This is a genomic window from Terrabacter sp. P5_B1, assembly GCF_056400505.1.
In genome coordinates this window covers 1-11,401 of the sequence record NZ_JBFULD010000115.1, presented here as the reverse complement: position 1 = coordinate 11,401, position 11,401 = coordinate 1, and the positions used below count along the sequence as shown (strand labels likewise).

Annotated in this window: 9 protein-coding genes and 1 pseudogene; 7 read left to right on the top strand and 3 right to left on the bottom strand. The window is 69.9% G+C overall.

Annotated elements, in window-relative coordinates; translation table 11 throughout:
* Both AC1DP0_RS10355 and lexA read right to left on the bottom strand, forming a co-directional pair.
* Positions 1–516 (bottom strand): annotated as a pseudogene (locus AC1DP0_RS10355) (hypothetical protein); the annotation flags it as partial.
* Between the two features lie 12 nt (positions 517–528).
* Positions 529–1,254 (bottom strand): transcriptional repressor LexA, encoded by a 726-nt coding sequence (lexA, locus tag AC1DP0_RS10350; protein ID WP_478084319.1) that lies wholly within the window; start codon positions 1,252–1,254, stop codon positions 529–531.
* Between the two features lie 228 nt (positions 1,255–1,482).
* Between lexA and AC1DP0_RS10345 the strand changes: the two genes are divergently transcribed.
* The 4 genes from AC1DP0_RS10345 to AC1DP0_RS10330 all read left to right on the top strand — a co-directional run bounded on the left by AC1DP0_RS10345 (position 1,483) and on the right by AC1DP0_RS10330 (position 4,981).
* Positions 1,483–1,905: a LysM peptidoglycan-binding domain-containing protein gene (locus tag AC1DP0_RS10345; RefSeq protein WP_478084315.1), complete on the top strand. Its 423-nt coding sequence runs from the start codon at positions 1,483–1,485 to the stop codon at positions 1,903–1,905.
* Positions 1,906–2,160: 255 nt separating this feature from the next.
* A complete protein-coding gene (locus AC1DP0_RS10340; RefSeq protein ID WP_478084310.1) occupies positions 2,161–2,463 on the top strand; it encodes a type VII secretion target in 303 nt (100 codons plus the stop codon).
* Positions 2,460–4,238, top strand: a complete 1,779-nt coding sequence (locus AC1DP0_RS10335) for an alpha/beta hydrolase (RefSeq protein WP_478084308.1) — start codon at positions 2,460–2,462, stop codon at positions 4,236–4,238. The genes AC1DP0_RS10340 and AC1DP0_RS10335 overlap by 4 nt, the downstream gene beginning before the upstream one ends.
* Positions 4,235–4,981 (top strand): hypothetical protein, encoded by a 747-nt coding sequence (locus AC1DP0_RS10330; protein WP_478084306.1) that lies wholly within the window; start codon positions 4,235–4,237, stop codon positions 4,979–4,981. The genes AC1DP0_RS10335 and AC1DP0_RS10330 overlap by 4 nt, the downstream gene beginning before the upstream one ends.
* Here the strand turns inward: AC1DP0_RS10330 and AC1DP0_RS10325 are convergent.
* Complete coding sequence (locus tag AC1DP0_RS10325; protein WP_478084305.1) at positions 4,866–6,155, bottom strand: sensor histidine kinase; 1,290 nt, start codon at positions 6,153–6,155, stop codon at positions 4,866–4,868. The two genes, AC1DP0_RS10330 and AC1DP0_RS10325, sit on opposite strands and share 116 nt — an antisense overlap.
* A 559-nt stretch (positions 6,156–6,714) precedes the next feature.
* On the opposite strand from AC1DP0_RS10325, the gene nrdR reads away from it, so the two are divergent.
* The 3 genes from nrdR to AC1DP0_RS10310 form a co-directional block, all read left to right on the top strand.
* Positions 6,715–7,212, top strand: a complete 498-nt coding sequence (gene nrdR / locus AC1DP0_RS10320) for a transcriptional regulator NrdR (protein ID WP_442280267.1) — start codon at positions 6,715–6,717, stop codon at positions 7,210–7,212.
* 94 nt (positions 7,213–7,306) lie between these two features.
* On the top strand, positions 7,307–10,231 hold the full coding sequence (locus AC1DP0_RS10315; RefSeq protein ID WP_478084303.1) for a vitamin B12-dependent ribonucleotide reductase: 2,925 nt from the start codon (positions 7,307–7,309) through the stop codon (positions 10,229–10,231).
* Positions 10,232–10,445: 214 nt separating this feature from the next.
* A partial coding sequence (locus tag AC1DP0_RS10310; protein ID WP_478084301.1) for a glycoside hydrolase family 15 protein occupies positions 10,446–11,401 on the top strand: 956 nt, incomplete at its 3' end.

Here is an 11,401-nt window from a genome sequence, read left to right as displayed (position 1 = left end):
GAGCAGGACCGCGCCACAGACGACGGTGATGACCACCGATCGCGCGCTGAGGTGCTCGGCGGGGTCGCGGGTGCTGACGCCATGCTCGAGCCAGGCGACCACGACCGCCGCGATGACCGCCACGACGACGAGCGACCAGATGTTGTTGCGCACGGCGGCAGCGATCTCCGCCGGGGTCTGGGTGTAGGGGTTCGGTCCGCACCGTGCGTCGGGCACGGTCGGCACCATGGCCACGACGAAGGCCATGAGACCCGAGAAGTTGAGGAGCACGTCCTCCTCGGGAGAGTGGCCCTTGTAGGCGATGAGGCTGACACCGAGGGCGCACAAGGAGCCGACGAAGACCGAGCGTGCGGGCGTGTAGTAGTACGCGCTGATCGACCCGAGCCAGCACGAGTGGTCCGTCTCCCACCACCACTGGTAGCCGACCGAGAGCAGCAGCATGAGCAGCAGGGCGATCATCGCCCCGCGCAGGTAGCGGTAGGTGAGGACGACGTCCCGAGTGCGTGACGGTGTCATCGGACCGCGGGCTCAGATGCGACGCAGGACGGCCGTGACCTTGCCGAGGATCGTGGCGTGGTCGCCGTCGATGGGGGAGAAGTCGGGGTTGTGCGGCATCAGCCACACGTGGCCGTCCTTGCGCTTGAACGTCTTGACCGTCGCCTCGTTGTCGAGCATGGCCGCCACGACGTCACCGTTGTCAGCGTGCTGCTGCTGGCGCACGACGACCCAGTCCCCGTGGCAGATGGCGGCGTCGACCATCGAGTCACCGTTGACCTTGAGCAGGAAGAGGTCGCCCTCGCCGACGAGCTGCTTGGGGAGCGGGAAGACGTCCTCCACGACCTCCTCGGCAGTGATCGGCACGCCGGCAGCGATCTGCCCGAGCACGGGCACGTAGGAGGCCTCCGGGCGGGCGTCGCCCGAGCCGGTGTCGGTGTCGTACTGGTCGCCCCGCACACGCGGCGGGGTCGCGTCGCCCCCGCGGTAGCCCAGCTCCTCGGCCTTGGCGTCGGGGGAGACGACCTCGAGCGCGCGCGGCCGGTTGGGGTCACGTCGCAGGTAGCCCTTGGCGACGAGGGCGTTGAGCTGGTGGGAGACGCTGGAGGGGCTGGCCAGGCCGACCGCGTCGCCGATCTCACGCATGCTCGGCGGGTAGCCGCGGCGGTCGACGGAGTTGCGGATGACCTCGAGCACCCGTCGCTGGCGGACGGTGAGGCCGTCGCCGGTCTCGCGATCGGGAAGCTCGGTCACGCCCATGGTGTCCCTTTCGTCAGCTCGTCAGACCGCGGTGTGACGCCCGGCGCGGGGCCAGTGTCAGTGGTGGCTGGTGAGGTTTCTGGTGTGAGCAGAGACTACGAGGTTCGAACACAGTTGCCAAACACCTGTTCGAGGCGTGTCTCGACTTCATCGAACATACGTGCTACAACTCGTACAGACGTTCTATCGAACATGTGTTCGCCAGTTCCGGAGCAAGGGGAGGTCACCATGAGCGCCATCGTCCTCGAGGCCGTTCGTTCGCCGCACACCGAGGAGCCTGCGCGGTCGTTGCCGACCGGTCGGCCCCGTCTCGTGCTGGTGCCTACCGGCCGCGATGCGACCCGGGCCGCCCGCGAGGCGCGCGCCGCGCGACCAGCCGTGCGCCTGACGCGGTTCGGTCGGCTCGTCGTGACCCTGTTCGTCGCGACGGTGGTCTCCGTCCTCGGTGTGGGTCTGGTCGGCCAGCTCGCGTCGGCCTCCGGCGAGCCGCGCACCGTCACGGTCCAGTCGGGCCAGACGCTTTCGGGGGTCGCCGCCCGCGAGCTGCCCGAGGTGTCGACGGCCGAGGGTGTCGTCGAGCTCCAGGTCGCCAACGGTCTCAGCTCCCCGGCGGTCCACGCCGGCCAGCAGCTCGTCATCCCCGGACGCTGACCCGGGACCCACCCGGGCTCTGGTCGCTCGCGTATGCCGTGTCGCCTTCGCTTCGACCATCCCACCTGAACCGCCGCGTTGGCTCCACCTTCAGCGGCTGGCGGTAGCGGCGCTTCGACCCCGTCGTTCCTGCCACGGACGCCGCACCCCTGTCCAGGGGTGCGGCGTTCTGCTGTCGTCCTGCGGCCTGTGGATGACGCACGAACGCTGCCCCGCGGGCGGCCTAGCGTGGCTGCCCTGGGGAGAGGAGCGGGCATGCGCTTCGAGGTGGACACGGCCGCGCTGCGCGACGACGCCGGCACGGTCGATGAGGTCCTGGTGCGGGTTCGACGACTCGGGATCGCGGAGGAGCTGACGCCTCTGGCCGCGGCCCTGCCGGGTAGCCGTTGCGGCGCGGCGTTGCGTGACGTCGCTGCGGCGTGGACGGTCCGGTTGGGCGCGACGCGCTGGGACCTGCAGGAGCTGGGGCGATCCCTGGCAGCGGCGGCCGACACCTACGACGCGGTGGAGCGTGCAGCGCGGCAGAGCGTCGAACGATCGTTCGGCAGCTCGCGGTGACCGTCGCCGGTGGGTCGCTGACGATGTCGGTGCGCGACATCCGCGGGAGCCGACCGCAGGTGCTGGCGGCCGTCAGCGGGGGGCTCGAGGACCGCCGACGACGAGTGCTGGTGCTTGTCGAGCTGGTGCTCTGGCGTCGTGCGGCTGCCCCGCGCTGGTCGGGTGCCGCATCGTCAGCCGCGGCTGACCGGTACGCCGTCGTGGTCGCCGGGCTGGGTCGGCTGGCGGCGAGCATCGCGGTGGCGGGCCAGGCCGTCGGTCACGCGGCGGGCCGGCTGCAGGCGGCCATCGACCTCGTCCACCGTGCCGACCGGCGGGCGGTGGACGAGGGCGCGTGGGTCGACGAGGACGGGCGCCTCTTCCTCCCGGTCCGGGCCTCCCTCGGTCACCCTGCCCTCGAGGCGCACCGCGCCCGCCTCGACGAGCTGTTGCGTGCCGAGGTGCGTGCCTGCCTGGCGCAGGCGTGCCGTGCGGCCGCCGAGACGGACGACGAGCTGTTGCGGGCGCTGCTGTCATCGGCCCGCGGCGCGACGTCGACAGGCGGTGCCGGTGCCGGTGCCGGCGTCGCGGTGCTCGTGCCGCTGRCGCCGCCACCGGCTGCCTCGGCCGCGGGGGGCGTGGGCGCCCAGGTGTTCGCGTCGGCTGCCTGGTGGCGTTCGCTGACCGACGAGGAGCGTCGCAGGGCGATCCGCGAGCACCCGGAGTGGGTGGGGCCGCGTGACGGCGTTCCCGCCACGGCACGCCACGAGGCCAACCTCGTGCTGCTCGCGCGAGCGGAGGGGGTGGCGTGGGAGGAGGCCCGGGAGGCACGGCGGTCGGGATGGGTCGGCAACGCTGCAGAGCGCACCCGCGCCGATGAGCACGTCGCCGCCCTCCAAGCGGTCCGAGACGTGCTCGCACGTCGTGACGGTGGCGAGCGGCGGCTCCTGCTCATCGACCCGAGCGGGCTCGACGTCAAGGCGGTGGTCGCGGTCGGGGACGTCGACCGGGCCGAGCATGTCGTGACCTTCGTGGGTGGCCTGTCCACGATGGTCGGCACGGATCTGCGCCGCTACGACGACACCTTCGTGCGCATGCGCTCCGAAGCCCGATCGGTCGCGGCCGGGCAGGACGTCGCCATCGTGACGTGGATGGGCTACGACGCCCCACAGGTGCACGAGATCGTCAGCTCCATCGACCGGAACGTGCTCAACGCCAAGCTCGCCCGCGACAACGCCGGTGCCCTCGCGGACTTCGCCACCGGCATCGAGGCGGCGCGTGACCATCCCGCCCACCAGACCGTGTGGGCCCACTCCTACGGGGCCACCCTCGCAGGATTCGCGTCGCTGCGCACGAGTGCCGTGGACGACGTGGCTCTCTTCGGCGCGCCCGGCCTGCCGTTCTCCGACGCGTCGCGAAGCGCGCTCAAGCCCGGTTCCCTCAACGTCCTGGGAGCGGTGGGAGACGACGTCTTCAACTACGGGTGGATGGTGCACGGCACCCCGGCAGCCGGGGTGGCCGGCGCGGCCCGGCTGTCGACCTTCGCGCTGAAACAGGCCGGGTCCGGTTGCAACCACTGGTTGCACTCCAGATCCGAGTTCGTCGACGTGGGGCGCACCTCAGCCGGGCACTCCGACTATCTGCGCGCCGGCACGGACAGCGCGCGCAACCTCGTGGTCATCGCCGCCGGCCGGCCTGGCCTCCGGGTGTTCCAGGGCGCTGACGAGCGTGCCTGCACGACGACGGGCCCGAGTCTCGGGACCGACCCGATGAGCTGGCCGAGGCTGGTCCCGTGAGCGCCGACGCCGATGCCGAGCTGAACCCCGACGTGGACCCCGACGTAGACCCCGACGTAGACCCCGACGTAGACCCGGACGTGGGTGCCGACGTCGACCGGGTGACGGTGGCTGCCGGCCGTGACCGCCTCGTCCTCGCCGCGTGTCTCTCACTGGCCTTCCTGCAGGCACTCCCGTACGTCGTGGTCGGCTGGATCGCGGCCGATGGAACGGGCGCAGGCGACGGCGCGCTCCACGCACTCTCTCCCGCCGCGCTGCTCGGTGTGGTGACCTTCGGCGTCGTGCTCGCCGTTGCACTGGCCCAGCCCAACCTGCCCCCGGTGCCCCGAAGCCGCGCCCTGTCCGGGCCGGTGACCGACTCCGACGCATCACGGGGTCCGGTCCCGCCGAGGCGACGGGCGCCGGCGTGGCTGCACCGGTTGCGCTGGGCCGTCGGTGCGGCCCTGGCCGGTGCGGCGGTCCACGCCGCAGCGGTCCTGCTCGATGACGCCGCGCGAACGGGGGCCGAGGCGCTCGGCAGCTCCCTCGACGACGGGTCGGCGCTGTGGGCCTACCTGTCGGTGCTCGTCCTGGTTCTTGCCCAGGACCCGCGGGCGCTCGTCGCCGTCGTGGTGGCGATGGTCGCCCTCACGCGAGCTCCGCGAACCGTCGGGCTTCCGAGCTCCCGCCCGGATCGTCGTGACCGCGAACCACCGCAGGGAGCTCGAACCAGACGTCGGTCCCCGGACCCTCCACCGAGCTGATCCCGATCGTGCCGCCGTGGGCCTCGATGATTCGCTTGACGGTGGCCAGGCCGATGCCACTGCCGTCGACGGAGGTCTCGACCCGGTTGAAGAGGCCGAAGACCAGGTCGCGGTCGCCGGCGCAGATGCCGATGCCGTTGTCGCGCACCGAGAGGCGCCAGCTCTCGCCGCTGCGCTCGGCGGACACCTCGATGACGGGCGGCACGCCAGGACGCGCGTACTTCACCGCGTTGGAGACGAGATTGAGCAGCACCGAGTAGAGCTGCGGCCCGTCGGCGGGCAGCGTCGGCAGCTCGCCCGCTGCGACGCTCGCCGACCTCGCTTCGAGGGTCGGGGCGAGATCCTCGAGCACCGAGGCGAGCACGACGTCCAGGTCCGTGTCGGTCCGGTGCAGTTCGGCGCCGACCTTGGCGTGCGCGAGGATCTGCTCGATCATCCCGGCCATCCGGGTCGCCGACCGGTGGGCGGTGGCGACGAGACGCCCCGTCCAGACGTCACCGGCAACGGCGGGCTGCTGGCCGAGCATCTCGGTGCTGGCCACGATCGCGGTGAGCGGCGTGCGCAGGTCGTGGCTCACCTGGCCCGCGAAGACCGACAGTGCTTCGTTGGAGCGGTGCAGCTCGTCCCTCGTCTGAGTCAGGGCGACGAGGGAGGTCTCCAGCTCGCGGGTCCGCAGGCGCAGCTCGAGCACGTCGACGACGCGCTCGGCGATCGTGACGAGCGCCTCCTCCTGCGCCTTGACCAGCTCCCGCGGCTGCGGGTCGAAGACGCACAGACGGCCGATGATGACGCCGTCCGGCGTGGTCAGGGGTGCGGAGGCGTAGAAGCGGACGGCGCCGAGGATGCCTGTCACGAAAGGGTTCTCGCGGAATCGGGCGTCCAGGCTGGCGTCCGGGACGACGACCCGGTCGGTGTGTTCGAGCACCGCGGCGCACATCGAGTCCTCGCGGGCGCAGATCGAGGCGGCGAAGCCGGTCGTCGCGATCTGCCGCTGCTGCGTCGAGGTGATGATGTTGATCGCGGCCCGCGGCACCGCGCACACCTGGGCGGCGATGTCGACGAGGGCCTGCAGCTCGCGCTGTGGTGCATCGCCCAGGACCTGGTAGCCGGCCAGGGCTTCCTCTCGCTGCTGCGTCGGATCGAGGAGGTCCTGCGCTGATGTCCGGTTTGTCACGCCACGAAGCCTCTGACATCGACGCTCCGCGAGCAAGGACCCGTGCGCCATGTCGTCGTCACACCATGGCTGTGCATCGCCGCGCCGAGCGCGTCGCGAGGACGGCCCGGGCGTGAGCCGGCACACGGCATACGCAGTCGTGCTGGGTCTCGTCGTAGCCCGGTAGATGAGGGATGCGCGGGCGGGGCTCACCCCAAGATGTGGTGGTCAAACGGGCGCCACGACCCGCGACACGCCCGGTGCGTCTGGGACGCCAGTGGCATTTGTGCAGGTCAGCGACTCGACGCGCCGGATCGGCATCGTGTGCTTGCGATCGGGGTCACACCGTGCCTACAGTTACCCCTACATCTAGTAGTTACACAGATGTAAGACGTCCACATGTAGTCCCCAGGCGATCGGGGGTTACGCACAGGTCATCCCCAAGTCGTCCCCAGCCCCATCCCCAGCTCACGTCGGTCCCACGAACACCGACAAGCCCCGGGGAGGGGTGGTGGTCGGCATGCGGGGCGGCCGCATCTCGTTGGAACGACTGGATCTCGGAAAGGGAAGGTGACCAGGCGTGCACTGTCCGTTCTGTCGCCACACCGACTCCCGGGTCATCGACTCGCGCACGACCGACGACGGCGCCTGCATCCGCCGGCGTCGCCAGTGTCCCGAGTGCAACCGCCGCTTCACCACGCTCGAGACCTCGAGCCTCAACGTGATCAAGCGGTCGGGTGCCTCTGAGCCGTTCAGTCGGGCCAAGGTCCTCACCGGCGTGCGCAAGGCATGCCAGGGGCGCCCGGTCAGCGAGGACGACCTGGCCCTTCTCGCCCAGAAGGTCGAGGAGGCGATCCGGTCGCAGGGAAACGCCGAGATCGAGGCGCACGAGGTCGGCATGGCCGTCCTCGAACCGCTCCGCGAGCTCGACGAGGTCGCGTACCTCAGGTTCGCCAGCGTCTACCAGGCGTGGGAGAGCCTCGAGGACTTCGAGGGAGCCATCGCGCTCCTGCGAGCCGAGCGCGCCGCGCTGGGGGAGGAGCCCAGCGCTCCCGCCCGGTTCGACGCCCCGCGGTAACCACCCTCCACGCACCACCGGAGCACCACCCACTGTCGGTGCTCCCCGCAAGACTCACCACCAGCAGCAGACACGGTCAGGGAGGCCGCACGACATGACGGAGATCGGTAACCGCAGCTCACGCTCCAAGGCTGGCGCCAAGGGCGTCAAGATCGAGCGCATCTACACCACGCCCGGCGTGCACCCGTACGACGAGGTGACGTGGGAGAAGCGCGACGTCGTCCAGCAGAACTGGAAGACCGGCGAGACGATCTTCGAGCAGCGCGGCGTCGAGTTCCCCGACTTCTGGTCGGTCAACGCCAGCACGATCGTGACCACCAAGTACTTCCGTGGCGCCGTCGGCACCGCGGCCCGGGAGGTCTCGCTCAAGCAGCTCATCGACCGCGTCGTGCTGACGTACGCCGCCGCGGGCAAGAGCAACGGCTACTTCGCCTCACCCGAGGACGCAGAGATCTTCGAGCACGAGCTGACGCACGCGCTCCTGCACCAGGTCTTCTCGTTCAACTCGCCGGTGTGGTTCAACGTCGGCACCAAGAGCCCCCAGCAGGTCTCGGCGTGCTTCATCCTCTCCGTCGACGACTCGATGGACTCGATCCTCAACTGGTACAAGGAGGAGGGGAAGATCTTCCAGGGCGGCTCCGGTGCCGGCCTCAACCTCTCCCGGATCCGCTCCTCGAAGGAGCTGCTCTCCTCCGGCGGCACGGCCTCCGGCCCCGTCTCCTTCATGCGCGGCGCCGACGCGTCCGCCGGCACCATCAAGTCGGGCGGCGCGACGCGGCGTGCGGCCAAGATGGTCGTCCTCGACGTCGACCACCCCGACATCKAGGAGTTCGTCGAGACGAAGGCGCGCGAGGAGGACAAGATCCGCGCCCTGCGCGACGCCGGCTTCGACATGGACCTCGGCGGCAAGGACATCGTCTCCGTCCAGTACCAGAACGCCAACAACTCGGTCCGCGTCAACGACGAGTTCATGAAGGCCGTCGAGGACGGCACGGAGTTCGGTCTGCGCTCGCGCTCCGACGGCTCCGTCATCGACACCGTCGACGCCCGTGAGCTCTTCGGCAAGATCGCCAAGGCCGCGTGGGAGTGCGCCGACCCGGGCATCCAGTACGACGACACGATCAACGCGTGGCACACCAACCCCGAGACGGGCCGCATCACGGCCTCCAACCCGTGCTCGGAGTACATGTCGCTCGACAACTCCTCGTGCAACCTCGCCTCGCTCAACCTGCTGAAGTTCCTGCGCGACGACGACACGTTCGACGCCGTCACCTTCCAGAAGGTCGTCGAGCTCGTCATCACGGCGATGGACATCTCGATCTGCTTCGCGGACTTCCCGACCGAGCCCATCGGCGAGACCACCCGCAACTACCGCCAGCTCGGCATCGGCTACGCCAACCTCGGCGCGCTGCTGATGGCGACCGGCCACGGCTACGACTCCGAGGGTGGGCGCGCCCTGGCCGCCTCGATCACCTCGCTGCTGACGGGCGCCGCCTACAGGCGCTCCGCGGAGATGGCCTCGGTCGTCGGCGCCTACGCCGGCTACGCCCGCAACGCCGACGCCCACAAGCGGGTCATGCGCAAGCACCAGGCCGCCAACGACAACATCAAGACGCTCGACGCGATGGACTCCGACGTCCACCAGCTCGCGACGAAGGCGTGGGACGACGTCGTCAAGCTCGGCGAGAAGCACGGCTACCGCAACGCCCAGGCGTCGGTGCTCGCGCCGACCGGCACCATCGGCTTCATGATGGACTGCGACACGACCGGCATCGAGCCGGACTTCTCGCTCGTCAAGTTCAAGAAGCTCGTCGGTGGCGGCTCGATGCAGATCGTCAACCTCACCATCCCGCGCGCGCTCAAGAAGCTGGGCTACCAGCAGGAGTCGATCGAGGCCATCGTCGAGTACATCGCCGACAAGGGTCACGTCATCGACGCGCCCGGCCTCAAGCCGGAGCACTACGAGGTCTTCGACACCGCCATGGGCGCCCGCTCGATCTCGGCCATGGGTCACGTGCGCATGATGGCCGCGACGCAGCCGTTCCTGTCCGGTGCCATCTCCAAGACGGTCAACCTCCCCGAGACGGCAACGGTCGAGGAGATCCAGGACGTCTACATGCAGGGCTGGAAGCTCGGCATCAAGGCGCTCGCGATCTACCGCGACAACTGCAAGGTCGGCCAGCCGCTGTCCGACGGTGGCTCGACGGCCAAGGACAACAAGGCTGCCGCGGACGCCGCTGCCTCCGAGGTCAAGGTCGAGAAGGTCATCGAGTACCGCCCGGTCCGTCGCCGCCTGCCCAAGCGCCGCAGCTCGCAGACGACCTCGTTCGCCGTCGGCGGCGCCGAGGGCTACCTCACGGCCGGCACCTACGACGACCAGCAGCTCGGCGAGATCTTCCTCAAGTTCGGCAAGCAGGGCTCGACCCTGGCCGGCGTGATGGACGCCTTCTCGATCGCGGTCTCCATCGGTCTGCAGTACGGCGTGCCGCTCGAGACGTTCGTGGAGAAGTTCACGAACCTCCGCTTCGAGCCGGCCGGCCTCACCGACGACCCCGACGTCCGCATGGCGCAGTCGATCATGGACTACGTCTTCCGCCGTCTGGCGCTCGACTACCTCGACTTCGACACCCGCTCCTTCATGGGCATCCACACGGCGTCGGAGCGTGCTCGCCAGGTCGAGACCGGCTCCTACGAGGCGATCGAGTCCGACGAGTCCGACGAGGACCTCGAGGACGAGCTCGAGTCGCTCCAGCAGTCGGCTCCGGTCTCGAAGAAGGCCGAGCCCAAGTCCGAGGAACTGACCAAGGAGGAGCTCAAGGCCTCCGAGGTCAAGTCCGGTGCCGGTGCGGCCTCCGCGCGTGAGGCGTCCTCGGACGTGCACAGCTCGGCCGAGCTGCTCGAGAAGTTCGGCGGCATCACGGCCGACGCGCCGATCTGCATGACCTGCGGCACGAAGATGCGTCCCGCCGGCTCCTGCTACGTCTGCGAGGGCTGCGGAAGCACCAGCGGCTGCAGCTGAATCCATCGGTCAGCTCACGCTGAGATGTGGCTCGCCAAAGCGCCCCGCCTTCCACACGGAAGGCGGGGCGCCTTGCCATTCCGACGCAGCTGGGGTGCCGGCCGTCCACGCTCTTTCCACGGCCCAGTCATCCCCACGGGGTGATGCCGGCGTCGGAGACCCCAGAGACAGTGGGACGACTTGGCGCAACCACCTGAGAAGGGACGGGGACACGATGGCCGGCTATCCCCTCATCGCGGACCATGGGCTCATCGGCGACCTGCAGACCGCGGCGCTGGTGTCGACCGACGGGACCGTGGACTGGTTCTGTGCGCCCCGCTTCGATTCACCCAGCGTCTTCGGCGCCCTGCTCGACCAGCGCGATGGTGGTCACTTCTCGATCCGCCCCGCAGCAGAGAGCGTGACCCGCAAGCAGCTCTACTTCCCGGACACGGCCATCCTGGTGACCCGTTTCCTGACCGAGGAGGGAGTGGGCGAGGTCGTCGACCTCATGCCGATCGCCAGCACGAGCACCGCGTCCACCGAGCACCAGATCCTCCGGATGGTCCGCTGCGTGCGCGGCCGCATGACCTTCGTCCTGGAGGTCGCGCCGCGCTTCGACTACGGTCGCGAACCGCACCGGACCTCGGTGACCGACAACGGCGTCGTCTTCGAGGGTTCCGCGAATGCCCTGACCATCCACCTGGTCCGGGAGGCCGAGGACGAACGCCTCGGACGGTTGGACGTCAGTGACGCCGGAGACGTGCGGGCGGAGCTCACGCTCTCCGCAGGCCAGATGCGCGGAGCGCTCCTCGTTGCGGGGAGTCACGGGCCGGCGAGACAGGTCCGGGTCACTGAGGCGTGGGACCTGTTCAACGACACCGTCGCGTTCTGGAAGTCGTGGCTCGCCCAGTCCACCTACGCCGGCCRGTGGCGCGAGACGATCAACCGCTCCGCGATCACGCTCAAGCTCATGACGTACGCGCCGAGCGGCGGCCTCGTGGCCGCTCCGACGGCCGCGCTTCCGGAGCAGATCGGGGGCGAGCGGAACTGGGACTACCGCTACACGTGGGTCCGCGACGCCTCGTTCTCGGTCTACTCGTTGCTGGGTCTCGGCTTCACCGACGAGGCGGTGGCGCTGCAGCGGTGGCTGCGTGCCCGCGTCGAGGAGCGCAGCGGGCACGTCGGATC